Origin of the sequence: Amycolatopsis sp. cmx-4-61, assembly GCF_046548775.1 — a bacterium.
In the GTDB taxonomy this organism is placed as follows: domain Bacteria; phylum Actinomycetota; class Actinomycetes; order Mycobacteriales; family Pseudonocardiaceae; genus Amycolatopsis.
On the sequence record NZ_JAEBEI010000017.1, the window covers coordinates 164,565 to 188,227 of the forward strand.

The 23,663-nt window shown below is 72.9% G+C and carries 24 protein-coding genes; 16 read left to right on the forward strand and 8 right to left on the reverse strand.

Features of this window, described 5'->3' with window-relative positions; all coding sequences use genetic code 11:
• The first annotated feature begins 40 nt into the window (after nt 1–40).
• Genes ACLJOU_RS35950 through ACLJOU_RS35960 form a run of 3 tightly spaced genes read left to right on the forward strand, consistent with a single transcriptional unit; the run spans nt 41 to nt 1,961 of the window.
• Entirely contained in the window at nt 41–1,132 is a 1,092-nt protein-coding gene (locus ACLJOU_RS35950; protein ID WP_410573726.1) for a J domain-containing protein, read from the forward strand.
• Between the two features lie 20 nt (nt 1,133–1,152).
• Complete coding sequence (locus tag ACLJOU_RS35955) at nt 1,153–1,359, forward strand: hypothetical protein (RefSeq protein WP_410573727.1); 207 nt, start codon at nt 1,153–1,155, stop codon at nt 1,357–1,359.
• Nucleotides 1,356–1,961, forward strand: a complete 606-nt coding sequence (locus ACLJOU_RS35960; RefSeq protein ID WP_410573728.1) for a LysE family transporter — start codon at nt 1,356–1,358, stop codon at nt 1,959–1,961. Before ACLJOU_RS35955 ends, ACLJOU_RS35960 begins: the two co-directional genes overlap by 4 nt.
• A gap of 47 nt (nt 1,962–2,008) precedes the next feature.
• On the opposite strand, the gene ACLJOU_RS35965 is transcribed toward ACLJOU_RS35960, so the two are convergent.
• Nucleotides 2,009–4,477, reverse strand: coding sequence for a M14 family zinc carboxypeptidase (locus ACLJOU_RS35965; protein WP_410573784.1), 2,469 nt, complete (start codon nt 4,475–4,477; stop codon nt 2,009–2,011).
• A 178-nt stretch (nt 4,478–4,655) separates the two neighbouring features.
• Here ACLJOU_RS35965 and ACLJOU_RS35970 point away from each other — a divergent pair, with 178 nt between their 5' ends.
• From ACLJOU_RS35970 to ACLJOU_RS35980, 3 genes are read left to right on the forward strand one after another with little or no spacing between them, the layout of a single operon-like run.
• A complete protein-coding gene (locus ACLJOU_RS35970) occupies nt 4,656–5,336 on the forward strand; it encodes a DUF998 domain-containing protein (RefSeq protein WP_410573729.1) in 681 nt (226 codons plus the stop codon).
• A 36-nt stretch (nt 5,337–5,372) separates the two neighbouring features.
• The gene (locus ACLJOU_RS35975) at nt 5,373–6,677 is read left to right on the forward strand and encodes a cytochrome P450 (protein ID WP_410573730.1); all 1,305 of its coding nucleotides are present in this window, start codon (nt 5,373–5,375) and stop codon (nt 6,675–6,677) included.
• Nucleotides 6,674–7,306: a TetR/AcrR family transcriptional regulator C-terminal domain-containing protein gene (locus tag ACLJOU_RS35980; RefSeq protein WP_410573731.1), complete on the forward strand. Its 633-nt coding sequence runs from the start codon at nt 6,674–6,676 to the stop codon at nt 7,304–7,306. The genes ACLJOU_RS35975 and ACLJOU_RS35980 overlap by 4 nt, the downstream gene beginning before the upstream one ends.
• On the opposite strand, the gene ACLJOU_RS35985 is transcribed toward ACLJOU_RS35980, so the two are convergent.
• From ACLJOU_RS35985 to ACLJOU_RS36000, 4 genes are all read right to left on the reverse strand, one after another.
• On the reverse strand, nt 7,303–7,950 hold the full coding sequence (locus tag ACLJOU_RS35985; protein WP_410573732.1) for a GTP pyrophosphokinase family protein: 648 nt from the start codon (nt 7,948–7,950) through the stop codon (nt 7,303–7,305). The two genes, ACLJOU_RS35980 and ACLJOU_RS35985, sit on opposite strands and share 4 nt — an antisense overlap.
• A gap of 175 nt (nt 7,951–8,125) precedes the next feature.
• Entirely contained in the window at nt 8,126–9,481 is a 1,356-nt protein-coding gene (locus ACLJOU_RS35990) for a hypothetical protein (RefSeq protein ID WP_410573733.1), read from the reverse strand.
• Nucleotides 9,482–9,663: 182 nt separating this feature from the next.
• Nucleotides 9,664–10,539, reverse strand: coding sequence for an LLM class F420-dependent oxidoreductase (locus ACLJOU_RS35995; RefSeq protein ID WP_410573734.1), 876 nt, complete (start codon nt 10,537–10,539; stop codon nt 9,664–9,666).
• A gap of 66 nt (nt 10,540–10,605) precedes the next feature.
• Nucleotides 10,606–11,910, reverse strand: a complete 1,305-nt coding sequence (locus ACLJOU_RS36000) for an alpha/beta hydrolase fold domain-containing protein (RefSeq protein ID WP_410573735.1) — start codon at nt 11,908–11,910, stop codon at nt 10,606–10,608.
• Between the two features lie 193 nt (nt 11,911–12,103).
• Between ACLJOU_RS36000 and ACLJOU_RS36005 the strand changes: the two genes are divergently transcribed.
• Nucleotides 12,104–12,859, forward strand: a complete 756-nt coding sequence (locus ACLJOU_RS36005; RefSeq protein ID WP_410573736.1) for an alpha/beta fold hydrolase — start codon at nt 12,104–12,106, stop codon at nt 12,857–12,859.
• On the opposite strand, the gene ACLJOU_RS36010 is transcribed toward ACLJOU_RS36005, so the two are convergent.
• The gene (locus ACLJOU_RS36010) at nt 12,850–13,845 is read right to left on the reverse strand and encodes a hypothetical protein (RefSeq protein ID WP_410573737.1); all 996 of its coding nucleotides are present in this window, start codon (nt 13,843–13,845) and stop codon (nt 12,850–12,852) included. The genes ACLJOU_RS36005 and ACLJOU_RS36010 overlap by 10 nt on opposite strands.
• Nucleotides 13,846–13,896: 51 nt before the next feature.
• On the opposite strand from ACLJOU_RS36010, the gene ACLJOU_RS36015 reads away from it, so the two are divergent.
• From ACLJOU_RS36015 to ACLJOU_RS36050, 8 genes are all read left to right on the forward strand, one after another.
• On the forward strand, nt 13,897–14,472 hold the full coding sequence (locus tag ACLJOU_RS36015; RefSeq protein WP_410573738.1) for a TetR/AcrR family transcriptional regulator C-terminal ligand-binding domain-containing protein: 576 nt from the start codon (nt 13,897–13,899) through the stop codon (nt 14,470–14,472).
• Complete coding sequence (locus ACLJOU_RS36020) at nt 14,469–15,455, forward strand: hypothetical protein (protein WP_410573739.1); 987 nt, start codon at nt 14,469–14,471, stop codon at nt 15,453–15,455. The genes ACLJOU_RS36015 and ACLJOU_RS36020 overlap by 4 nt, the downstream gene beginning before the upstream one ends.
• A 95-nt stretch (nt 15,456–15,550) precedes the next feature.
• Nucleotides 15,551–18,694: a family 43 glycosylhydrolase gene (locus tag ACLJOU_RS36025; protein WP_410573740.1), complete on the forward strand. Its 3,144-nt coding sequence runs from the start codon at nt 15,551–15,553 to the stop codon at nt 18,692–18,694.
• Nucleotides 18,695–18,837: 143 nt separating this feature from the next.
• Nucleotides 18,838–19,182 carry a hypothetical protein gene (locus ACLJOU_RS36030; protein WP_410573741.1) on the forward strand — a complete coding sequence of 115 codons (345 nt, stop codon included), beginning with the start codon at nt 18,838–18,840 and terminating at the stop codon, nt 19,180–19,182.
• A gap of 178 nt (nt 19,183–19,360) precedes the next feature.
• A complete protein-coding gene (locus ACLJOU_RS36035) occupies nt 19,361–19,840 on the forward strand; it encodes a MarR family winged helix-turn-helix transcriptional regulator (protein WP_410573742.1) in 480 nt (159 codons plus the stop codon).
• Nucleotides 19,841–19,931: 91 nt separating this feature from the next.
• Nucleotides 19,932–20,522 carry an RNA polymerase sigma factor gene (locus ACLJOU_RS36040; protein ID WP_410573743.1) on the forward strand — a complete coding sequence of 197 codons (591 nt, stop codon included), beginning with the start codon at nt 19,932–19,934 and terminating at the stop codon, nt 20,520–20,522.
• Entirely contained in the window at nt 20,515–21,393 is an 879-nt protein-coding gene (locus tag ACLJOU_RS36045) for a CU044_5270 family protein (RefSeq protein ID WP_410573744.1), read from the forward strand. The genes ACLJOU_RS36040 and ACLJOU_RS36045 overlap by 8 nt, the downstream gene beginning before the upstream one ends.
• Nucleotides 21,394–21,528: 135 nt before the next feature.
• Nucleotides 21,529–22,353 (forward strand): S1 family peptidase, encoded by an 825-nt coding sequence (locus tag ACLJOU_RS36050; RefSeq protein WP_410573745.1) that lies wholly within the window; start codon nt 21,529–21,531, stop codon nt 22,351–22,353.
• A gap of 62 nt (nt 22,354–22,415) precedes the next feature.
• On the opposite strand, the gene ACLJOU_RS36055 is transcribed toward ACLJOU_RS36050, so the two are convergent.
• Nucleotides 22,416–23,168, reverse strand: coding sequence for a ZIP family metal transporter (locus tag ACLJOU_RS36055; protein WP_410573746.1), 753 nt, complete (start codon nt 23,166–23,168; stop codon nt 22,416–22,418).
• A gap of 150 nt (nt 23,169–23,318) precedes the next feature.
• Between ACLJOU_RS36055 and ACLJOU_RS36060 the strand changes: the two genes are divergently transcribed.
• Nucleotides 23,319–23,441 (forward strand): hypothetical protein, encoded by a 123-nt coding sequence (locus ACLJOU_RS36060; RefSeq protein ID WP_410573747.1) that lies wholly within the window; start codon nt 23,319–23,321, stop codon nt 23,439–23,441.
• 48 nt (nt 23,442–23,489) lie between these two features.
• Here ACLJOU_RS36060 and ACLJOU_RS36065 read toward each other — a convergent pair whose 3' ends face one another.
• Nucleotides 23,490–23,630 (reverse strand): hypothetical protein, encoded by a 141-nt coding sequence (locus ACLJOU_RS36065; protein ID WP_410573748.1) that lies wholly within the window; start codon nt 23,628–23,630, stop codon nt 23,490–23,492.
• Nucleotides 23,631–23,663: the final 33 nt, after the last annotated feature.

The following is a 23,663-nucleotide window of genomic DNA, read 5'->3' on the forward strand; positions in this document are numbered from 1 at the left end:
CCATAAAGTCTTCGCGCAGCCATCGGAGGTGACCGCCCGCGTGCCCGACGTCGACTACTACGAGGTGCTCGGCCTGCGCCGGGACGCCACGGCGGCCGACGTCAAGACGGCCTACCGGCGGCTCGCCAAGACCATGCACCCGGACGGCGGCGGCACGGTCGGCACGTTCCGCCTGTTGCGCGAGGCCTACGACGTCCTGAGCGACCCCGTGGCGCGCGCCCGCTACGACGCCGCCGGCGCGACCGTCGTGCCGGTCCCGGTCCGGCCCCGCCCCCGGCGGCGCTTCGGCGACGAGCCCGGCTTCGTCCCCGACCTGCCCGAGCTGGACGCCGAGGACCTGAGCTGGTGGCACTTCGCCGGCGAGGACACCCGGATGCGGCACGGCCGCCACCGCGGGCCCGGGCACACGCCGGTGGTGGCCGCGGTCGCCGGAATGGTGCTGGTGCTGCTGCCGCTGGTCACCGGCGTCGGGTTCAGCACCCCGGTGCTCATCGTCTGGCTGCTGCTGACCGCCGGCACGGCGCTGCTGGTCCAGCGGCTGGCGCGCGGCTACCTCCGAGCCGCCAAGGCGCGCGAAGCGTACGCCGAGGAGTTCGGCGGCCGCACCGTGTTCGGCGCACCCGGCACCGAGCGCGACGAGCTGGCCGAGCGCCTCACCGCCGACCTGCTCGAGGGCTACCTGACCCGGCTGCCGGGCGCCCGCATCTTCCACGGGCTCGCCTGGCCGGGCTCGGTCTTCGCCGACGTCGACCACGCGGTGCTGTGCGGGAAGCGGCTGGTGCTGATCGAGTCGAAGCTGTGGCTGCCCGGGCACTACGAGACGGCGGAGGACGGCAGGCTGCTGCGCAACGGCCGCCCGTTCCGCGGCGGCGGCAGCCGGCTCGCCGAGAGCCTGGCGGCCTACCGCGAGCTGCTGCCGGGGGTGACGCTGCGGGGCGCGATGATCCTGTACCCCAGCCGCAGCGGCGACCTGACCACGGCCGACCCCGGCGACCTGCCCGTCGCGCCGATGACGCCGGAGGAGTTCCTGCACGAGATCGGCGCCTGGCTGGCCGCGGAGCCGTCCACAGTGGACCACGAGACGCTGCGCACCATGCGCGATCAGGTGGTCGGCGGCGGCCGGGCCGCGTGAATCCCGCGGCGCGCACCTGAATGAGCAGCCCCCGATTTCCACGCTACCGGAAGGCACCGACAGTTCCGGCGCATCGCCGCGACCACCTGCGCCGCGGCGCCGACCCCGTTCCCGGCACCGGCACCGGCACCGGCACTGTTCGCCACCTCGACAACCGCGCCGCGCCCGGCCTCCGCGGCGGCACCGCCACCACCCCCGCGATCACCGAAGGCGGCCGGGCGACGTGAGCGCCGCCGCCACCCTCGGCACCGTCCTGCTGGCCTACCTGCCCGCCGCCGTCTCCCCCGGCCCCAACTTCGTCCTCATCGCGCACACCGCCGCCGCCGGCACGCGGCGTGCCGCGGTCGCCGTCGCGCTCGGCGTCGTCGCCGCCGGTGGGTTGCTCGCCGCCGTGGCCGTCTTCGGGCTCGGCACCGTCCTGGCGCGGGAACCGTGGCTGGCCACCGCCCTCCGCGTCGTCTGCGGCGCCTACCTGGCCTGGCTCGGCGTCCGCCTGTGGCTGACCGCCCGCGCTCCGGAAACCGCCCCACCCCACGCTCGCGGCAGCGCGTTCCGCCGCGGTGTCCTCAGCAATCTGACCAATCCCAAGGCCGCCGCCTTCTTCGGCAGCGTCCTCACCGCGACGCTCCCGCCGACCGAACCCACCGCCGTCAAGGCCGCCGCCGTGGCGCTGATCGTCGCCGCGTCGGCCGCGTGGCACCTGAGCGTCGCCCTGCTCTTCTCCTCCCCCGCCACCCAACGCTGGTACGCCCACGCGAAACCGGCCCTGAACCGCGTCGTGGGCACGGTTCTCGTCGTCCTGGGCATCGCCCTCGCCACGACGCCGTGAAGGCCTCCCCGCGCGAGCGAGGAGGCCTTCACGAACCGAACCGGGTACTACCGGACGCCGCCCGACGCGCGCTGCTTCTGCGCGTGCGCGGACCGGGTGCAGACCTCGCCGACGTCGACCGTCTGGCCGCGGTCGGCGTAGACGTCCGCCACGCCGACGAGCTTGCCGTTCGGCGACGAGCAGGTCAGCTGGTAGGCCTCCTTCGTCCCGTAGGTCGGCGGGATCGGCGACGAGAACGACACGTCACCGGTCCAGTCGTCGACCGCGTTCGGGTCGGCCTGGTCGTAGTTGACCACCACGGCCTTGTAGTCACCGGCCGGCGGGTCGAACAGCACGGCGTGCTCGGACGTCGTGCCGCCGTTGGCCGAGGAGGTGACCAGGTTGCCCGCCGAGTCGTAGACGAACAGGTCCCAGTCGGTCGAGGTGCTCTTCCAGTTGACGTTGACGCTGAACTTTCCGTTGTCGACCTTCGGCATGCCGTCGACGTGGAAGGTGAACGAGTCACCCGTCGGGTCCGCCGGGTAGTTCTGGTTGATCGCCGGCACACCGGGCGGGTTGGCGACCGCGAAGCCCTGCTGCGCCGGGCCCTGCGGGTCGCGCCCGTACCGGCCGGCCACGTACGGCCGGGTCGACGGGTTGACCGACCAGGCGAAGCGGCCGCCGGAGGCGGTGAACTTCGAGTTCAGGTCGTCGGTGTAGTAGATCGGCGGCTTGGTGGAGCCGTCGGGCTGGATCACCGGCGACGTCGGCGTCTGGAACGTCTTGTGCAGCTTGAGCTGGTAGCCCTTGGGCGCCGAGCCGATCAGCGTCGAGTGCTGCTGCGGGTCGGCCGCGTTGCCCAGCATGTCCAGGAACGCCTGGCGGTTGCCGCCCTTGCCCGCGCCGGTCGCGGGGGCCAGGCCCGCGTACTCGGCCACGACGCTGTCGGCGTAGGGCCCGTGGAAGCCGTTGCCGCCCACCTCGATGGTGAAGCCCCAGCCGCCGGTGGCCCAGTACGACCAGTCCTCGGTGGTGCCGGTCGTGTCGTAGAGCGCCCAGCTCGGCTCGCTGGTGTAGCCGTTGCGCGAGGCCAGCTTGTCGCCGAGGGCCTTGTACTGCGGTTCCTCCAGGGGCGGGCGGACGTCGGCCACGCCCGGCGGGCGCAGCACCAGCGCGGCGACGGTGTGCATCGTCAGCAGGTTCGTCACCTGGCGCGAGGACACGATCGAGCGCACGTTGCGCACCTCGGGCTCGCTGAACGGCGCGGACCCGCGGAAGGTGTCGCCGCTCCAGGCGATCTCGGCGCCGGCGCCGCCCCAGAAACCCGCGTAGTTGCGGTTCGGGTCGGTGCCGCGCAGGCGGCCGCCCGGGTTGGCCTTGCACACGCCGGTCGCGAACTGCGGCGGCGAGTCGTTGACGTTGCAGTTCTTGCGCTTCATCTCGTAGTCGAACCGGGTGAAGTCGCCCTTGGGCTCGGCCTCGCGGGAGATCTCGAAGCCGTCCGGGTTGATGATCGGCACGACGATGTTGCGCGTCTTGCTCACCAGCGACCGGATCGACGCGTCGCGCGAGTAGCCGTTGACCAGCTCGTACGCCCACTCCATGACGTGCTCGCCGGCCGGCCACTCCCGGGCGTGGTGCACGCCCATGGTGAAGTTCACCGGCTTGCCGTCGGTGACGTTCTTGACGTCCGTGGCGATTTCGACGCCGACGACGTCCCGGCCTTCCCAGGTCGACTCCGGCATGGTGAACGCCGAAACGAGGTTCGGGTTCTTGCGGGCGAGTTCCTTCATCTCGAAGTTGTACTCGTACAGGTGCCGGTAGCTGGTGCGCCCGGACGGCAGCGCCGACGCGGCCGTCGTCGCGGCGTACCGGCGGTCGGTCCGCGCGTCCTGGACCGATTTGGCCGACAGGTCCGCCTCGATGACCTTCGACTTGAAGCCGCTGTTCTTCAGCGTCTGGCGGTCGGCGTCGCCGGCGAGCACGACCTCGACCCCGGTCGCGTCACCCTTCTCCGTGACGTCGAGACCGAGGGCGGTCAGCTTGTTCTTGTCGGCGCGGGTCGGCGTCTCGACGCGCACGAGTTCCGCGCGCTGGGCCGCCGCGGCCGCCCCGGTCGGCGTACCCTGCGGCGTCAGCGCCAGGAAGTCGACGCCGAGCTGGACCTGCCCGGCCGGGCCGCCGTACCGGCACCCCTGGACGACGAGTTCCTGCCCCTTCTTCACGAAGCTTTCGGCGAGTTCGTGGCTGCGCAACGCCGCCGAAGCGGCGACCACCGCCCCGGTGGTCTTGTCGAACACGGCGACGTCCCAGTCGCCTTCGGCGCCCGGCACCGCCTTGAGCCGGGCCTGGACGAGACCGTCCACGGTGGACGTCACTTCGCGGCGGTCGGCGCCCGCGGTGCCCTTGGGCAGCACCTTCTCGAAGCACGAGCGGGTTACCGACTTGTCCGCGCGCAGGATGTTCTGCGCCGCACCCGCGGTGCCGGCCGGCAACGCGACGAACGTTCCGGCCAGTGCGACGGCCGAAGCCAGCATCACCAGCCGTCTTGGTGAATTCCCCACAGGAAGAGCCTCCTTGACAGCAGGCCGGCACGCACGGACGTACCGGTAGCGGTGGACCATAATGGAGGAAATCCGGCCGCGGACACCGCCGTAAGTCGTACAAAGTCCCGCTTTCACAGGGAGCCGACCACCGGTCGGCTACTGTCGGTCCATGGCCACGATCCCTGCGCGACGAGTGTCGGTCGCGGTCTCCCTGACGGGCATCGCGGCCCTGGTCATCGGCGCCGGCCTCGTGCTGCTCCTACAGGTCATCCCGCCGACCGACCGGATCAGCGTCACCCGCCGCACGATCAGCGAATACGGCCTCTCCGACCACAAGTGGGTCTTCGACCTCGCGGTGGTCCTGGTCGCCCTCGGCTCGGCGGCCGGCTTGGCCGTCCTGCGCAGCCAGCGGCGGCTCCCGGTGCCGTCGGCCATCCTCGGTACACTGTGGACGGTCGGGCTGCTGGTCATCGTGGCCTTCCCCAAGCCCGACTGGGCGACGGTCTCCCGCGCCGACTTCGGCGGCACGCTGCACCGCATCGCGAGCGTGGTGGCGTTCGTGGCGCTGCCGCTGGCGGTGCTGGTCGCGGCCCGCGCGGCGTTCCCGTCCGCCCCCGGCCGCCGGTGGCTGGCGCGCGTGCTGGCGATCGGTTCGCTGGGCTGGTTCGCGGTGATCCTGGGCGCGGTGGTCGTTGCGGCGGTCTCGGCTGGGCGCTGGTGGACGTTGATCCCGCTCGGCCTGGTGGAACGCGGGATGGCGCTGACGGAACTGCTCGCGCTGGGCGTGCTGCTGGCGCCGGTCGGGGGAGGGCCCGGCCACCGCGATGACCCGGCGCCCGGGCGGCGATAACCTACACTGTAGGTACGCCGACCGAAGGGGGAAGCCGTGCTCGAAGGAGCCCTGGCCCGCGCGAAGCCCGTCGTCCGCTGGAGCCTCGGCCACGCGCTCCCCCGGACCGTGCTGCGCCGCGAGGCCAAGCGCGGGGACCTGCAGGGGCGGATGGTGGTCGCCGCGGCCGACGGCCGGGACCTGACCGGGCTGTTCGAGGAGATCCGCGCCGCCGGCCCGCTCGCCCACACCCGCTTCGGCTGGATGACCACCACGCACGCCGCGGTCCGCCAAGTGCTCTCCAGCGAGGACTTCCGCGTCGGCGTCATCGGGTCCGACGGCTCGGCGCTCGGCAGGCTGGGCCAGTGGGCGGCGGGCGAGCACCTGCACCCGGTGCGGCCGCCGTCGCTGCTGGCCGTCAACCCGCCCGAGCACACCCGCTACCGCAAGCTGGTCACCGGCGTGTTCACCGTGCGCGCGGTCGAGCAGCTGCGCGGCCGGGTGCAGGAGATCGCGGACGGCCTGCTCGACGCGCTCGACCCCGCCGCCCCGCTCGACCTCGCCGAGTCCTACTGCGCGCTGCTGCCGGTGACGGTCATCAGCGAAATCCTCGGCGTGCCGCCGTCCGACCTCGGCCGGGTGCTTGCGCTGGGGGCCGCCGCGGCACCGAGTCTCGACCTCGGGCTCGGCTGGCGCACGTTCCGCCACGTCGAGAGCGCACTGGCCGAGTTCGACGCCTGGCTCGGCGAGCACCTGGACCACCTGCGCCGCCACCCCGGCGACGACCTGTTCAGCAAGCTCGTCGCGGCCCGCGACGGCGGCGTCGGCCTCACCGAGACGGAGCTGAAGTCGACCGCGGGCCTGGTGCTGGCGGCCGGCTTCGAGACCACCGTCAACCTGCTCGGCAGCGGGATCGCCCTGCTCGCGGCCGACCCCGGGCAGCTCGCCGTCCTGCGCGAACGACCGGAGCTGTGGGGCAACGCCGTCGAGGAGGTGCTCCGGTACGACCCGCCGGTGCTGCTGACCGGCCGCGTGGCCACGCGCGCCACCGAGGTCGCCGGCGTCCCGCTGCCGTCCGGGTCGCTGGTCACCACCGTCCTGGCGGGCGCCAACCGCGACCCCGGCGTGTTCGCCGATCCGGCCGTCTTCGACGTCACCCGGGAGGGCGCGCGCGATCACGTGTCGTTCGGCGCCGGCCGCCACCACTGCCTGGGTGCGTCGCTGGCGCGCATGGAGGGCGAGATCGGGTTGCGCACGATCTTCGACCGGTTCCCCGGCCTGCGGCTGCTGCCCGGGGCCCGCCGCCGGTCGACGCGCATCCTGCGCGGCTACGAGCACCTGCCCGCGGTGCTGAGGCCGTGACGACCCGGCGGGGTCGGCCGCCCCAGGCTGTCCTGTCGCGCGACCGGATCCTGCTGGCCGGGCTGGCCCTGGTCGACGAAGACGGCCTGGACGCGGTCAGCATGCGCAAGCTCGCACGCCGGCTCGGCGTCGACCCGATGAGCCTGTACAACCACGTCGACGGCAAGGACGCGCTGCTCGACGGGATCGCCGAGGTGCTGCTGGCCTCGATCCCCGCGCCGCCGGCGGAGGCGGACCTGCGGGAGACGATGTCCGCGCTGGCGCACGGGTTCCGGGCCGCGATGCTGCGCCACCCGCGGGCGGCGCCGCTGGTGCTCACCCGCCGGCTCGCCTCGATGACGGCGCTGGCGCCGGTGGAGGCGGTGCTCGCCCCGCTGCTCGCGGCGGGATTTCCGCCGGAGCGGGCGGTGCACGGGCTGCGGGCGGTGCTGGCGTTCCTGATCGGCACGCTGATGCGGGAGGTCGAGGCGGCCCCGACGCTCGGCGGCAGCGTCCAGCGCCTGGCGGACCTTTCGGCGTCCGGGCTGCCCGCGGTCGCCGTCGCCGCGCCCTACCTCGCGGTGTGCGACCACGAAGCGGAGTTCGAATTCGGGCTGCGGCTCCTGCTCGACGCCCTGGCCGGGCCCTAGCGGATCCGCTCGTGCAGCGCGGCCATCCGGCGGTCGAGGTCGGCCGCCGTCCGGGCCGCGGCCGCGAGCTCGCCGGCGAAGTCGGCCGGGACGCTGTCGCGGTACTTGTACGAGAGCTTGTGCTCGACCGCGGCCCAGAAGTCCATGGCGATGGTGCGCAGCTGCACCTCGACCTTGACCCTTTCCACCCGGTCGGAGAGGAACACCGGGATGCGGACGATCAGGTGCAGGCTGCGGTAGCCGTTCGCCTTCGGGTTGGCGATGTAGTCCTTGGTGCGCAGCAGTTCGACGTCGTCCTGCGCCGTGAGCATGCGGGCGACCTCGTGGACGTCGGAGACGAACGGGCAGACCACGCGGACGCCGGCGATGTCGTCGAGGACGTGCGCGGCGGACACCCAATCGCCGCCGAGGCCGCGGCGGCGGACCTTCTCCCTGATGGCTTCCGGCCGCTTCACCCGGCTCGTGATGTGCTCGATCGGGTCGTGCTGGTGGACGAAGTCGAATTCCTCGCTGAGGATCCGCAGCTTCGTCATCAGCTCTTCGATGGCGAACTTGTACATCAGGAGGAACCGCGGGAGCTGCCCGGCGACGGCGAGCTCGTCGGCCGCCTCGCGCAGATCCCCGGCCGCCGGGTCGGTGGTCACTGGAGCCTCAAGCTGTCGTCGGTCGTGGTCCGAGCGCCAGGGTACTGCGCTCGGCTGGAAGAACGAACGGCGGCGGGCCGGAGTTCCCGCGGGTCACCTGTCCGGGTGGTTGCGGCTGGTCCGGCGTCCGGGCCCGGACCGGGGCGGTCGGGCCGCCGGTCCGGGTCCGGTGTGTTCAGCGTCCCGCCGGCGCCTTCCCCGCGGCACTCACGGCGGCGGCGACGCACCGGGTCGCGGCCGCGCCGGCGGCAGCGGCCTTGTCCGTGGCAGCGGCCTTGTCGGCGGCAGCGGCCTTGTCGGTGGCCTTGTTCTTGGCCTTCTTCTGCTGGCCCTGGGCCTTCTGGTCCTCGGCCTTCTTCTGCTGGCCTTCGGCTTTCTGGTTCTCGGCCTTCTGGTCCTGGGCTTTCCGGCTCTCGTCGGCGGCCATGCCCTGCTGCTGCGCGGCGGCGGGATCGGCGGCCTGGGCCACGCAGTTCAGGATGGCGGCGCAGTCCTGCGCGGAGAGGACGACCTTGTTCGCGTCCTGCTGCTCCCCGGCCATGCCGTTCCGGTCGGCAGCGCCGCCCTGGGCGGCTTTGCCCTGCTCGGCGGCCTGGTTCCGGCTGTTGTTCTCGCCGGTCATGCCGCTCTGCCCGGCCGCGCCCATCTCCGCGCTCATCCCGTTCCCGGGGGCCGAGCCCTCTTGGGCGGCCATGCCGTTCGCGGCGGCCATGCCGTTCGCGTCCTGACCGGCCGCCTTGTTCTTGTCGACGTTCCCGCCGGCCATGCCGTTCTCCTCGGCCATGCCGTCCTGGTTCGCCATGGCATTGCCGTCGGCGGCGCCTGCCGCCTGCGCCAGGCACTTCTGGACCACATCGCAGGCCTGGACGGCAGCGGCATCCTGGGCGCCCGCGTTCTGCTGCCCGGCCATGTCGTTCTGGTCGGCAGCACTCTTCCCGGCCGCTGCGTGTTTCTTCGCCGCCATGCCGTTCTCGTCGGCCGCCGCGCCCTTCTGCGCGTCCATGCCGTTTTCACTGGCCGCCATGCCCATGCCGTTCTCGGCGGCCATGCCGCCTTCAGCCGCCAGGCCGTCCTGCTGCGCCTTACCGTTCCCGGCGCCGGACCCAGCCGCCTTCTTCTTGCCCGTGGCACCCTTCTCGGCCGCCATGCCGTTCTGCCCGGCCTTGTCCTTCACCGCCTCGGCCTGCCGGCCGGCCGCCGCGATCGAGGCGCACTGAGCGGCCACTTCGTTCGCCGCCACCGGGTTCGCGCAGCCCGATGCCCGGCGCTTCTGCTCGATCTGGTCGACCACCGCCTGGCGGTTGGCGATGCGGGCCGCCGACTGCGCGTCCGGGGCCGTGCGCTGGCCCGCGATGAACGTCAGGTTGTTCCGCAGCGCCGTGTCCAGACCACCGCACTGTTCCGTGGCCGCGTTGCTCGCCGGGCTGGTCAACGCGATCGCCGCCGCCGTTGCGCCTGCCACGCCCACCAGCGCGGCGAGCCCGATCGTCGCCGGTTTGCGGTGTCGTCCTGTCGTGCGCACGTGGGGCATCAGCCCCTCCTCTCGGTCGCCACCTCACCAGGACACACGGACGAAGCACCGCAACGGTTCACCGGGACCGGACGTGTCCACAGTGGACATATCATCGGCCGGTGCCGGTGCGGGATTCGATGCCGAGACGCGCTACGGGCCGACGCGTGTCCGGGTGAGCGGCAAGACCGGGCGCCGGCCGGCTAACCGAGTTCCGCCAGCTGCGGCACCGCCGGGGCCATCTGCTCGATCCACGCGGCGGGCGAACCCGTGGTCGGCGTGATGATCACCTGCTGCACCCCGAGTTTCGCGTAATCCGCCATCGAACGGACGAAGTCGTCGCGGGTTTCCGGGTTCGGGCGGGGGTTGTTGGCCACGATCGTCTTGCGGATCGCGGCGTAGTCGCGGCCGACGTCGTCGCAGTGGCGGCGCAGCACGTCCAGCTTGTGCTCGACGTCCTCCGGCGCGCTGCCGAAGAGGTTGCACGCGTCGCCGTACTGGGCGACCAGCCGGAGCGTCTTGCGTTCGCCGGCGCCGCCGATGAGCACCTTCGGCCGATGGATCGGCTGCGGCGAGCACAGCGTTTCGGCCAGCCGGTAGTGCCGGCCCTCGAACGGGCCGTTGTCCGCCGGGTCCCACATCTGCGCGCAGATGCGCAGCGTTTCCTCGAGCCGTTCGAACCGCTCGGCGACCGGCGGGAACGGCACGCCCATCCCCCGGTGCTCGCGCTCGAACCACGCGGCCCCGATGCCGAGGGCGGCCCGGCCGCCCGAGAGGACGTCGAGCGTGGTGACGATCTTCGCCAGCAGACCCGGGTGGCGGTAGGTCACGCCGGTGACGAGCAGGCCGAGTTCGATGCGGGACGTGTGCGCGGCGAGGTAGCCGAGCGTCGTGTAGCCCTCCAGCATGTTCGCCTCGGCGGGCCGGCCGGTCGGCTCGATCTGGAAGTAGTGGTCCATGAAGGACAGCCAGGTCGCCCCCGCCTCCTCCGCCGCCGCGCCCACGCGGGCGAGCTCGCCGGCGATGGCGGGCGTCCCGCCGTCGATGTCGAAGATGGGGAGGTGGAAACCCAGTTCCATGAAACAGCTCCTGAAGTGGTCGGTGTGCCCCCACGCTAGGACCTGGAGCGCACTCCAGGGCAAGTCTCACCCGTCGGCCGCGGCGAAGAAGTCCGCGACCTGCCGCTCGGACACCGGGCCGTCGGTCACCGGCACCCCCGCCGCGCGCAGGCGGGCAGCGAACTCCCCCGACTTCCGGCCGCCGTCGCCGAGCAGGAACGGTGGCGCGCCCGGGCCGGCGTGGGTCAGCGGGCTCGCCTCGCGCAGCGTCGACGGCGAGCGGCCCAGCGCCACGAGCACCGAGGCGCGGGTCAGCGGGTCCAGGCCCGCGAGGTCGAAGTCCGCCGGGGCCGCCAGCGCCGCCACCGCGCGGACCGTGCTGTCCTGCCCCTGGTACGGGCCGGTGTCGCCGCCCCGCGCGACGCCGAGCAGCGACGCCAGGGTGCCACCCGTGCCGGTGCCCGCGACGGCGATCCGGGCCGGGTCGACGGCCAGCGCGGCGGCGTTGGCCTTGAGGAACCGCACCGCGCACCGGGCGTCGTCGAGCGGGGCGGGCCACGGCGCCGCGGGGGCGAGCCGGAAGTCGATGACGGCGACCGCGAACCCCTGGGCCGTCAGCTCGTCGCGCAGCGGGCCGAACCGCGAGCCGGCGAGCAGCGCGCCCGGCCCGGCGGGCTTGCGGTTGCCGAGGACGAGCCCGCCACCGTGCAGGAACAGCACCACCGGAACCGGCGGCGCGCCCGTGCTGCGCCGGTAGATGTCCATGGCCAGCGGGATCCCGGCGGAACGGCAGTATTCGACGGTGCCGGGGCCCGCGTCGAGCAACGTCGACGCGGCCGGCCCGGTGCTGCTGTCGCCGGCCGCGACGGCACCCGCCACGCCGGTCGCGAGCACCGCCACGAGCACCGGGAACAGCAGGATCCACGCCGTCACCCGCCGGACCGCGGACGGCCACGGGTGCGCCCGCCGCCGGGCCACGACGAGGAAGCCGGACAGCGCGAGGACCTGCAGCCCGGCGGCCACCCAGTCGGTGAAGCCGGCCACCGTGTCCGCCGGCTGCCAGGGGTCGAAGCGGGTCAGCAGCCCGAGCGGACGGCTGGCCACCCACAGGACGAGCGCCGAGGCCGCCGCGAACGCGCCGAAGTGCGCGGTTCTGCGCGTCGGCCGGCCGAGCACGGCGACGGCGGCGACGATCCCGACCGCGGCCACCAGGCCGAACAACATCGCGTACAGCTGCCAGACCCGCCACAGCGCAGGCAGCGCGGCCGCCGGGATCACGGCACCGCCGAGGGCCGCGACAACGGCGGTGACCAGCACCGGACCGCGGCGCAGCGCCGGTGACGCGGTCGACGGCGGGCGGTACGAACCCCGCTGCCCGTCGACGACCTTCATGCCGCCAGTGTCACCCCGATGGCGCGAACGCGCACCCACTGGCGGGCCGCCGGGTGGTGGCGAGGCCGCCGCGGCACCCCAGCCCGCTCTCGAGGGCATCGCGACACACCGGCGGCGGCGCACCGAGCCGACAGCACGGTGCAGGACGGCACGCCCGGGTTCGCGGCCATCGACCCGCCGTACGATCGGGCGCATGGAGCACTTCCGTGCCCGCGACGGCCGGGAACTCGCCTACCGCGCCCTCGGCCGCGGACGGACCCTGGTGCTGTTCCACGGGTTCGGCGGCTCGGGACGCGACTGGCTCGCCCCGGCCGAGGTGCTCGCCGGCCACGGGCACCGCGTGATCCTGCCGGACCTGCGCGGCCACGGGGCGAGCGCCGCCCCGCGCGATCCCGCGGCGTACCCGCCCGACGTCCTGGCCGACGACGGCTTCGCGTTGCTCGACCACCTCGGCTTCGACGACTACAGCGTCAACGAGTACGACCTCGACGACTACGACCTGGGCGGCTACTCCTTCGGCGGCCGGGTGGTGCTGCGTCTCCTGGCCCGCGGCGCCCGGCCGGGCCGCGCGGTCGTGGCGGGCCAGGGCCTCGACGCGGTCCGGCGTGCGACGTCCCGGACCGGGGTCCTCCACGACGCCCTGACCACGCTGATCGAGGGCCGGCCCGTGGCGCCCGGCTCGCCGGCGTACTGGATCCGGCAGGCCGGGAGCGACCCGGTGGCGCTGCGGCACGTCCTCGGCACCCACGTGCCGACGGCCGGCCTGCACCGGATCACCACGCCGACGCTGGTCCTGGCGGGCGCCGAAGACGACGGCCACGCCACCGCGGACGCCCTCGCCGCGACCCTGCCGAACGGCCGCTTCGCCCGGGTGCCGGGCACCCACTTCACGGCGATGAGCAGCCCGGAACTGACCACGGCGATGGTGGACTTCCTGGCTCAGGCGTAGCACTCGGCCAGTGCGCCGAACGCCGCCTTCGGTTCCCAGGGGACGCCCGGGTACGTCCGCCCCGCGCCGTCCTCCAGCACCTTCACCACCCCCCAGCTCGCCATGTCCAGGTCGGTACGGGGATCGGCGCGGTGCACCAGGCCGTAGCAGACGAACGTGCACGCGAAAGCCGCGTCGACGCCTTCGGCCGCGAAGATCTCCACCAGTTCGCGGAGGTAGCGGGCCTGCTCTTCCTCGTCGCGGACGTGGTCGCCCGTCAGCCGGACCGGGACGCCGTCTTCGTACTCGACGATTTCGCCGCAGCGGGCGCCGAGGTCGGCCGCGCCGCGGTAGGGCGTCACGCCGAACTCCGTGATCGCCACCGGTTTGCCCGCCGCCACCAGGTTCCGGACGCCGTCGCGATAGAGGTGCTCGACCTCCTTCGAGCGGTGGGCGTCCACCGAAACGATGTCGAAGGGTGCCCAGTCGACCCGCTCGAGGGGGACCGCCGCGTACGTGACGCGGCCGCCGAACCGGGCGCGGACCTCCGCCACCGCGCGGCCGAGGAACGCGTTGATCCGCTCCGGCAGCCCGGCCAGCAGTTCCCGGGACGCCAGGACGTTCTCCAGCCGTTCCGGGAGGCTGTCGCCCGGCAGGAAGCCGTGGCAGAACAGGCTGAGCTCGGCCCCGGCGACGAACACGACCTCGGCGCCGGTCTCGCGGAGGCGTTCGGCCCGCGCGGCGCCGTCGGCGAAGAGGGCCAGGAGCTCCTCCGGGCCGCGGTCCCACGGGAACGGCGAGAACCACACCTCCAGCCCGAGCGCGGCCGCCTCGCGGGCGGCGGACTCGATCCGGTCCAGGTCGGTACCGATCAGCCGCACCGCCGTGCAGTGCAGGTCGTCGCGGATGATCGTCAGTTCGCGGCGCACGAGGTCCGGGTCGAACGGGCGGTTCACGCGCCCGTCGATCTCGAACCCCGTGTCGTAGCCGATGCCCTTGGCTCGCATGCTTCCCTCCGGAAATAGGGTACGGACCGTACCGTACCGTACAATGGCCCGATGGCGAAGACCCGGCGCCGGGGCACCGAACTGGAAGACGCGATCCTGCGCGCGGCGGCGGCCGAACTCGCCGAGGCCGGCTACCCCGGCCTGACCATGGAACGGGTCGCCCACCGCGCGGGCACCAACAAGAACGCGATCTACCGCCGCTGGCCCCACCGCGCCGCGCTCGGTGTCGCCGCGTACCGCCATCTCGCCGAGGACACGCTGAAGCCGCCCGACACCGGCAACCTCCGCGAAGACGCGCTGACGCTGCTGCGCGCGATCAACTGCGGCCAGACGTCGCCGGCCGCCCGGGTTCTCCGCAGCCTCCTCACCGGAGTGGGCGACGAACCGGACCTCCGCGAACAACTCCACGAGCAGGCCGCCGCGGGAGGCACGGCCGCTTGGCTGGCCATCGTGGAGCAGGCGGTGACCCGGGGCGAGGCCCGGCCGGGCGCACGGCACCCCCGCGTCGCCACCGTCGCCCTTGTGCTGCTGCGCAACGAGTACCTCACCCGGGGACTGACCACAGTGGACGATGAGGTGCTCGTCGAGATCGTCGACGAGGTCTACCTGCCCCTGGTGCGCGCATGACGTCCCGGCGCGCTCGCCACGAGAAGATCGCCGCCGCGCTGGCCGAAGCGGGCGACGACCTCCTGGCCGCGGCCCGCCCCCTGGGCACCGGCATCGGCGGCTCGTCCTGGCTGCTGCGGGTGGCCGGCGAGCCGGTCTTCGTCAAGCGGGTGCCCCTCACCGACATCGAACTGGCCCACCCCCGCTCGACGGCCGACCTCTACGGGCTCCCGCCGTGGTCGCACTACGGGGTGGGTTCCGCGGGTGGCGGCGCCTGGCGCGAGCTGGAAGCGCACCTCATGACGACCGCCTGGGTGCTCGGCGGCGACTGCGGGAACTTCCCGCTGCTGCACCACTGGCGGGTCGCGCCCGGCCTGCCGCGCCCACGCGCCGACATCGAGTCCGACATCGAGTCCGACATCGCGTTCTGGCACGGCGACGCCGGGGTGCGGCGGCGGCTGGAAGCGCTTGCGGGGTCCACCACCGACCTCGTGCTGTTCCTCGAGCACCTGCCGCACAGCCTCGCCGAGTGGCCGGACGACGGCCTGCCCCTGGAAGAAGAGCTGCGGCACATCACCGGTTTCCTGGCCGCCCAAGGCGTCCAGCACTTCGACGCGCACTTCGCCAACATCGTCACCGACGGCGAGCGGCTCTACCTCACGGATTTCGGCCTCACCGTGGCACCGGGTTTCGACCTCTCGGACGCCGAAGCGCAGTTCCTCGCCGAGCACGCCGACCACGACCGCGCCTACGTCCTGACCCACCTGCTCAACCGGTACGTCCGCGGTCTGCGCGCGTGGCCGGACCCCCGCACCCGCAACGATTTCGTCCGCGCCTGCGCCGCCGGGGAAGTCCCGCACCAGGCCCCGCTGCTCCGCCGGTACGCGCCACTGGCCGCCGTCGTCAACGACTTCTACTTCGCCCTGCACACCGAGAGCCGGAAGACGCCGTACCCGCGGGACGCGATCGCCGAGCAGCTGGCCCGCCATCCCGAAGGCTCTTGACCACCGGCCGACGCGGACCTACAGTCAGCGTACCCCGGATCATGTTAACGTTAACATGAGCGGTCCCCCGACGTGCCCCGAAGGAACCGACAACGATGAAGTTGTTCTCCCCACGCCGTTTCGGCGTCGTGCTGGCCGTCGCGGCCGCACTGGTCCCCCTCGGCGGTGCCGGCGCCGGTGCGGCGCCGTCCGCCGGCACCGGTTCCGGCCTCCGCACCGCCGCGAGCACGTTGTCCGTACCGGGCATCGACGACGTGCGCGGCAACCTCACGCTGCCGACGAGCGGCCCGGACGGCACCAGTGTCGCCTGGACGTCCTCGGCTCCGTCGGTGATCACCCCGACCGGCGAGGTGACCCGGCCGGCGACCGGCGCCGCACCCGCGAAGGTCGTGCTCACCGCGAAGGTCAGCCTCGGACGCGAGAGCACCACTCGGCGGTTCACCGCCACCGTCGTGCCCAAGCCCGTCCAGGAACCCCTGGCCGGTTACAGCTTCTTCTACTTCACCGGCGAAGGCACCTCCAACGGCGAGCAGATCTACTCGGCCCTCAGCAAGGGCAACGACCCGCTGAACTGGACCGAGCTGAACAACGGCCAGCCGGTCCTCAAGTCCAGCCTCGGCGAGCTCGGCGTGCGCGACCCGTTCATCCTGCGCTCCCCCGACGGCGACAAGTTCTACCTGCTCGCCACCGACCTGCGGATCTACGCGGGCCGGGGCTGGGACGCCGCCCAGCGCAGCGGCAGCCGGTCGATCATGGTCTGGGAGTCCACCGACCTGGCGCACTGGTCGCGCCAGCGCAGCGTCCAGGTCTCCCCGCCGACCGCGGGCAACACGTGGGCCCCGGAGGCCTTCTGGGACGCCAAGCGCGGGACGTACGTCGTCTACTGGGCGTCGAAGCTCTACGCGGAGAACGACCCGGACCACACCGGCGACAGCTACAACCGGATGATGTACGCGACCACGCGCGACTTCGTCACCTTCAGCGCGCCGCAGGTGTGGATCGACCCGGGCTACTCGGTGATCGACTCGACGGTCATCAAGAACCAGGACACCTACTACCGGTTCACCAAGGACGAGCGCAACAACACCTCGTCGACGCCGTGCAGCAAGTTCATCACCGAAGAAAAAGCCACCGACCTGCTCGACCCGCACTACGGCTTCGTCGCCGACTGCCTCGGCAAGGCCACCGCGACCAGCCCGGGCCTGTCCGCGGGCGAAGGGCCGACCGGCTTCAAGTCCAACACCGGGAACAAGTGGTACCTGTTCATCGACGAGTTCGGCGGCCGCGGCTACGTCCCGTTCGAGACCACCGACCTGAACTCCGGCAAGTGGACGATGTCCACCGGCGCGCACCTGCCCGCGTCACCGCGGCACGGGACCGTCCTGCCGGTCACGCAGGCCGAAATGAACCGGCTGAGCGCGCCCCCGGCGGCACCGAAGGCCGACTCGACCGGCCTGGTCGCGCACTGGCCGCTCGACGCGAAGTCGGGCACGGTCGCGGCCGACACGACCGGCCACGGCTACGACGGCGCCCTCGCCGGTGACGTCTCCTGGGCCGGCGGCTCACTGGCCTTCGGCGGCAAGAACGGGCACGTCCAGCTGCCGAACAACCTGCTCACCGGCGCTTCGGCGGCGACCGTGTCGGCCGACGTCCTCGTGGACCCGAACCAGCAGACGCCGTACTTCCTGTGGGGCCTGGGCAACACGGCCAAGGACGGCACCGGCACCGGCTACCTCTTCACCACCGGCGGCACGGCGAGCGGCGGGTTCCGCGGCGCCATCGCGACCGGCAACTGGACCACCGAACAGGCAGCCGACTCCGGCGGCGGGCTGCCGCGCGGGGTGTGGAAGAACGTGACGCTCACGGTCGGCAACGGCGTCGAGGTGCTGTACCTCGACGGCGTCGAGGTGGGCCGGAACGCGAACGCCACGATCAAGCCGTCCGACCTCGGCGGCGGCGTCACGGCCGCGAACTACCTCGGCCGCTCGGTGTACGCGGGCGACCGGACCCTGACCGGCAGGATGAAGGACGTCCGGCTCTACAACCGGGCCCTGTCCGGGCCCGAGGTCGCCACGCTCCCGTCGAACAGCACCGCGATCCGCTCGGTGCAGCTCGACGCGCTCAAGACGCCGGCCGTCATCGACGCGGGTGCCGGAACGGTCGTGCTGCCGGTGAAGCCGGGCACCGATCTGCGCCGGCTCGCGCCGGACTTCGGCCTGGCGCCGGGGGCGACCATCAAGCCGGAGAACGGGAAGGCGGTCAACCTCAGCTCGCCGAAGCAGTTCACCGTGACCGGCGCCGGCGGCGACCGTCGCGTCTGGACGGTCGAGGCGCACGAGACCCGCAGCCCGGTGCTGCCCGGTTACCACGCCGACCCGAACATCGTCGCCTTCGGCGACACGTACTACCTGTACCCGACCACCGACGGCTTCGACGGCTGGAGCGGGACGAAGTTCTCGGCGTGGTCGTCGAAGAACCTCGTGGACTGGACGGACGAGGGTGTCGTCCTCGACCTCGGCAAGGACGTCGGCTGGGCCGACAAGAACGCCTGGGCGCCGACGATCGCGAAGCGCGGCGGGAAGTACTACTTCTACTTCTGCGCCGAGGCGAAGATCGGCGTGGCGGTGAGCGACTCCCCGACCGGCCCGTTCGTCGATTCGGGCCGGCCGCTGATCGCGAAGAACCCGGACGGCGGCCAGGCCATCGACCCGGCGGTCTTCGTCGACCACACCGGACAGCCGTACCTGTACTGGGGCAACGGCAACGCCTACGTCGTCCCCCTGAACGACGACATGGTGTCCTACGACCCGGCGAAGATCACCCGCCTGACCGGCCTCGACGGCTTCCGCGAGGGACTGTTCACGGTGGAGCGGAAGGGCACGTACTACCTCAGCTGGTCCATCGACGACACGCGCAGCCCGGACTACCGCGTCGGCTACGCCACGGCGCCGAGCCCCACCGGGCCGTTCACCAACCGCGGCGTGCTCCTGAGCAAGGACGCCCACCTGGGTGTCCTCGGCACCGGGCACAGCTCGATGCTGCAGGTGCCGGGCACCGACGACTGGTACATCGCCTACCACCGCTTCGGCATCCCGGGCGGCGACGGCACCCACCGCGAGACCACGATCGACAAGCTGACGTTCCGCCGCGACGGCACGATCGCGCCGGTCGTCCCGACGCTGGAGAGCGTGCGACCGGAGCGGATCCCGTGGCACTGCGGGGCGGTCCGGGCCGGCTGAGCGGGGGGTGGGCCACTCGTCCGGGTGGCCCACCCGATGCGGTGAGACGGAGATCACGAGCCACGACGTTTACCCCAGTGTGGCCGGGGTAAACATCCGCCGTTCGGGTTGCTCCAGCTGCTTTCCGCCTCAGGAGTCATTTGATGACCAGCGTCCTGACCGACAACCTCGGGAACTCGCGTCCGGTACCCCGGCCGCGCCCGCGTCCGGTCACGTCCGACACGCTCGCGGAACTCGCCCGCCTCGCGGCGTTGGCCGAGCTGGCCCGGCGCTCCTCGCCGTCCCTCATGCACCACGCCATCCTCGCCGGCACCTCGCCCGCCACGGTGGCCGCGGCCGCGCAGGTCGACGTCGCCGAAGCGCACATCCGCTGGCACGAATGGGCCGACACGGCGGTCGGCCGCGACGAGTACCTGCGCGTGCACACCGCTTTCGCCGCCGCCGTCGTCGCCCGGCACGCGGCCGTGGAGGAAGAGCTGTGCCCGTGACCAGCGAAGAGACGACCCTGGCCGACCTGGCCGCGCTCGGCGACGCGGCCACCGAACTGCTGGCCGAGATCACCGAACAGCTGGCGTCGGTGGCCTCACGGCGCTGAGGCGGGCCGGCGCGCCACCTGCGCCGTCGAACCCGTTGAGTTCGAATTTGAACCACAGGTACCGTGGTGCCATGGGTCGTCCGCGGTGGCTGAACGCCGAGGAAAAGCGCGCCTGGAACGCGTTCCTCGGCACCTACGAGCTGCTCAGCCGGCGGCTCGACCAGCAGCTCAAGCAGGATTCCGGGATTTCCCACCTCCAGTACGTGATCCTGGCCCGGCTCAGCGGCGCCCCGGACCGCGAACTGCGGATGACCGAGCTCGCCTGCGCGGTCGCCAACTCCAAAAGCGGGCTGACGTACCAGATCGGCCAGCTGGAACGGGCCGGCCTGGTGCGCCGGCGCGCGTGCGAAAGCGATCCCCGTGCCGTCTACGCCGTGCTCACCGACGAAGGCGTGGCCCTGCTGGAGCGGGCCGCGCCCGGGCACGTCGGACTCGTCCGCGAACTGCTGATCGACGTCCTCACGCCCGATCAGCTGCACGCGCTGGCCGACGGCCTCGGCGAGGCGAACCGCCGCATGCTCGCGACCGGGGACACCACCGACTGCTCCTGAGTGAGCTGCGTCACTCCCGCCGCCGATCGCGGAACCCGTTGCGCGCCGCCCGGGAACAGCCGATGACACCGGCTGGACCGAAAGGCGGGCGATGACCCCGGAAGACACCGATTCCGACGACGACGCGAGCGTGATCGCGCGGTCGCGGCACGAGCCGAGCCTCTTCGCGATCATCTTCGACCGCCACTCGCGCCACATCCACCGCTACCTGGTCCGGCGCCTCGGCCCGGCGACCGCGGACGACGTCCTGGCCGACACCTTCCTGATCGCCTTCGACAAGCGGGCGAAGTTCGACCCGGCCCGGCCCGACGCGCGGCCGTGGCTCTACGGCATCGCCACAAACCTCGTTTCGCGGCAGCGGCGGGCGGAAGTGCGCGAGCTGAAGCTCCGGCTCGCCGTCGGACCGCCGCCCGCCGAAGAAGGGCACGCCGACCGGGTCGCCGACCAGGTCAGCGCGCAGGCGCTCGGCACGCGGCTCGACCGGGCCCTGGCCGGCCTGCGGCCCCGCGAGCGGGACGTCCTGCTGCTCGTCGCCGCGGAAGGCCTGGCGTACCAGGAAGTCGCCGAAGCGCTCGGCATCCCCGTCGGCACCGTCAAATCACGGCTCAGCCGGGCTCGCGGCCGCGTCCGCGCCGAGCTCGGCGCCTTCGACCTCGTGAAGGAGACCTCGGGTCATGGATGAACTGGACCTGATCCGCACCCGCGCGGAAGCCGTCGGCTTCGCCCCGGAGGAGCGCCTCGCCCCGGCGCGCGAGCGGCTGCTCGCCGCCGCCCGCGGGGATCGACGGCACCGGTCGCACCGCTGGTTCTGGATCGCCGGCGCCTCGGTGGGCCTCGCCGCGGCGATCACCGCCGTCGTCGCGCTGGCCCCGGCCGACCAGGCCGGCGTCGGGGCCGGCGTCGCGCACGCCGACCCGGTCAAGGTGCTGACCGCGGCGGCGGACAACGCCCTGAAGGAGCCGGCCAAGCCGCCGCGCCCCGACCAGTTCCTGTACGTGAAGACCGTGGAGCCGGAAAACCACGTCCGCGAGGTCTGGTTTTCGGTCGACGGCACCCGCGACAGCCTGATCGCCGGCGTCAAGGAAGGGGGCTGCCGCAACGGCAAGGCGCCGATGTACGGAACGAACGATCCGCGCCGGGAAGGGATGCTCCAGGACTGCACCCCCCGGCCGGTCTACCGGACCGACCTGCCGACGACCGCCGACGCGATGCTCGCCCACCTCGAGGCCGAGGCCGGCGACCAGCTGGGCAACGTCAACTCCATGGGCAAGAACATCTACGGTCTCGCCTACGAGCAGGTCCTCCCGCCGGCGTCCTACGCGGCGCTGTTCGAGGCGGCGGCGAAGGTGCCGGGCCTGACGGCTCTCGACCACGTCACCGACGGCGCCGGCCGCCCCGGCGTCGGGATCACGTGGCCGGTGCCCCCCGGCTCGAGCCCGCAGGCGAAGCCGGTCGTGCTCGTCTTCGACGCCACCACGTACCAGTTCCTGGGCACCCCCGAAAGCGCGGTGACGGTGAAGACCTACGTCGACGAGGTGGGGCAGCGCCCGTGACGTCCGGCGGGGCCGGGCGGCTGACCGGCGGGAACACCCCGGCCGCCCGGTCTTCGCAACCATTCCGGGCTCTCACCCGTGCATCAGGGTGTGAGGACTTCTGCGGATCGACGACGACGGTTCCGGGCACGAGCGGTGGCGGTCGCGGTGCTGGCCGGCGCCGGCCTGGCGTTCGCCCACGCCGTGGCCGGGCTGACGTTCGCGGGCCCCGTCCTGGCCGCGGCCGCCGGCGGGCACAGCCTGCCCGACCCCGCCGCCCCGGCGCCGGCTCCCGTGACCACGTCCGCCCGGCCGGCCCCGAACCCGGTCCTGCCGTTCAACGCGAAGCTGACTTCCGACGACATCCCCGTCCCCGGCGGCGGGGTGCGCAGCGGCGCCTGCAGCGGTTCCCTGGTCGCGCCGCAGTGGGTGGTCACCGCCGGGCACTGCTTCCACGACCTGAAGGACGCCCGGATCGGCGGGCGGCCGCCGTACACGATGACCGTGACCGTCGGGCGGCTGAAGGACACCGACCCCGGCGGGCACACGAGCGAGGTCGTCGACGTCCGGCAGTCGCCGGTGAACGACCTGGCGGTGGCGAAGCTCGCGAGCCCGGTCGACGACATCGTGCCGGTGGCGTTGGCCACGACCCGGCCGCCGATCGGGAAGGAGCTCCAGTTCGCCGGCTGGGGTTCGCACTCGGCGACCGTGCTCGGCCCGTCCGACCACCTCAAGCGCGGGCGGTTCACGGTGTCGGGCATCGGCCAGGCGACCCTGGAGGCCCAGCCGGTCGGCACCCGCACGGTCGAGAACGGGCCGTGCCCGGAGGATTCCGGCGGCCCGTTCTTCCTCTCCGACGACGACCGCACCGGGACGCTGGTGGCCATCGTCAACACCGGGCCGCCGTGCCCGCAGCCCGGGCCCGAGACGATCGCCCGGGTGGACGTCGTGGCGGACTGGATCCGCGAACAGACCGGCTGAGTCACCACCGTCGCAGGGCGGCCGGTTCGCCCGGCTGTCCGGCGTGCCCGTCGCCGTCGCGCTCAGCCGGCGTGCCCGATGACGAACGCGGTCAGGAAGCCGAGGGTGGCGAGCAGGCCGGTGTAGAGCTCGGTGCGTTCGAACGCCTCGGGAATCATGGTGTCGGCGATCATGGCGAGGATCGCCCCCGCGGCCACCGCCGTGATGGCGGCGACGGTCGCGGGCGACGCCGTCCGCAGCAGGAGGTTGCCGGCGAGGGCCGCGACCCCGCTGATGAGCGCGATCCCGGCCCAGACGCCGAAGACGTACCGGGCACTGCGCCCGGCGGTCTTCATCCCGGCGGCGCTGGACAGGCCTTCCGGGACGTTCGAGATGAACACGGCCGCCAGCACGGTGATGCCGATGCCCCCGCCCCCGAGCAGGGAGACGCCGAGCACGACGGATTCCGGCACCCCGTCGAGCAGGGCCCCGACGGCGATGGCCGCCCCGCTGCCCGCGGTGTCCTGTTCGGACGGTTGCTGCCCGCCGGAACGCTTGCGGTGCCGGGCCCCGCGGCGGGCGAGCAGCACGTTGATCAGGACGTAGACGGCGGCGCCGCCGAGGAAGCCGCCCGCGGTCGGCCCGAGGCCGCCGGAGTGCTGCGCTTCGTCGACGAGGTCGAAGGCGAGCGCGGAGATCAGGACCCCGGCCCCGAAGGCCATGATCCCGGCGACCACCCGCCGCGGCACCCGCACCCACCACGCGATGGCGGCGCCCAGCACGAGCGCCGCCCCGCCGACCAGGCCCCACAGCCCCGCCTCTGCCCATTGCGGCACGAGCGCCACCTTCCGCCGGTCCGTGATCGTCCGGGAACGGGCTACCCAGCGGGGGCCGCCGGTGAACGGCGACTGTGGCGCGCGTCACGGAATGCGCGGGGATCTTGGGCGCTACACACAGGAGAACCCGTTCGTCCACAAGGGAGGGCCATGTCCGCCACCACCACCGGAGAAGAGTCCGTCGCCGTGCCCGAGCTGGAGGACTTCGACTTCCCGCTCACCGACGGCGCCGCCTGCCGGATCGACGACCCGGACTGCGAAGCCTGCCAGTGAAATCAGGCTCCGGCCACGGCGCAGCACTCGTGGCCGGAGCCTGAAGACCTACAGGTGCATGGCCAGCCACAACGCCATCCAGGCGAGGCACGCCAGCGCACCGCCGACCCCGAAGGCCAGCAGCACGCGGCGCAGCGCCGCGACGACGCCGGCCCGGCCCGTCATTTCGGTGATTCCCGCATCAACCATGGCCTGAAGGTGCCCAGCCCGGGAGCCGCCAAA

Excerpts from the sequence above, each read along its gene's own strand:
- ACLJOU_RS35970 (WP_410573729.1), top strand. The coding sequence starts at position 4,656 with ATGGCCACGATCCCTGCGCGACGAGTGTCGGTCGCGGTCTCCCTGACG.
- ACLJOU_RS35990 (WP_410573733.1), bottom strand. The coding sequence starts at position 9,481 with ATGCCCCACGTGCGCACGACAGGACGACACCGCAAACCGGCGACGATC.
- ACLJOU_RS35955 (WP_410573727.1), top strand. The coding sequence starts at position 1,153 with ATGAGCAGCCCCCGATTTCCACGCTACCGGAAGGCACCGACAGTTCCG.
- ACLJOU_RS36040 (WP_410573743.1), top strand. The coding sequence starts at position 19,932 with ATGACCCCGGAAGACACCGATTCCGACGACGACGCGAGCGTGATCGCG.
- ACLJOU_RS36060 (WP_410573747.1), top strand. The coding sequence starts at position 23,319 with ATGTCCGCCACCACCACCGGAGAAGAGTCCGTCGCCGTGCCCGAGCTG.
- ACLJOU_RS36015 (WP_410573738.1), top strand. The coding sequence starts at position 13,897 with ATGGCGAAGACCCGGCGCCGGGGCACCGAACTGGAAGACGCGATCCTG.
- ACLJOU_RS36010 (WP_410573737.1), bottom strand. The coding sequence starts at position 13,845 with ATGCGAGCCAAGGGCATCGGCTACGACACGGGGTTCGAGATCGACGGG.
- ACLJOU_RS36065 (WP_410573748.1), bottom strand. The coding sequence starts at position 23,630 with ATGGTTGATGCGGGAATCACCGAAATGACGGGCCGGGCCGGCGTCGTC.
- ACLJOU_RS36020 (WP_410573739.1), top strand. The coding sequence starts at position 14,469 with ATGACGTCCCGGCGCGCTCGCCACGAGAAGATCGCCGCCGCGCTGGCC.
- ACLJOU_RS36025 (WP_410573740.1), top strand. The coding sequence starts at position 15,551 with ATGAAGTTGTTCTCCCCACGCCGTTTCGGCGTCGTGCTGGCCGTCGCG.
- ACLJOU_RS36035 (WP_410573742.1), top strand. The coding sequence starts at position 19,361 with ATGGGTCGTCCGCGGTGGCTGAACGCCGAGGAAAAGCGCGCCTGGAAC.
- ACLJOU_RS36030 (WP_410573741.1), top strand. The coding sequence starts at position 18,838 with ATGACCAGCGTCCTGACCGACAACCTCGGGAACTCGCGTCCGGTACCC.
- ACLJOU_RS35995 (WP_410573734.1), bottom strand. The coding sequence starts at position 10,539 with ATGGAACTGGGTTTCCACCTCCCCATCTTCGACATCGACGGCGGGACG.
- ACLJOU_RS36045 (WP_410573744.1), top strand. The coding sequence starts at position 20,515 with ATGGATGAACTGGACCTGATCCGCACCCGCGCGGAAGCCGTCGGCTTC.
- ACLJOU_RS35965 (WP_410573784.1), bottom strand. The coding sequence starts at position 4,477 with ATGCTGGCTTCGGCCGTCGCACTGGCCGGAACGTTCGTCGCGTTGCCG.
- ACLJOU_RS36005 (WP_410573736.1), top strand. The coding sequence starts at position 12,104 with ATGGAGCACTTCCGTGCCCGCGACGGCCGGGAACTCGCCTACCGCGCC.
- ACLJOU_RS36000 (WP_410573735.1), bottom strand. The coding sequence starts at position 11,910 with ATGAAGGTCGTCGACGGGCAGCGGGGTTCGTACCGCCCGCCGTCGACC.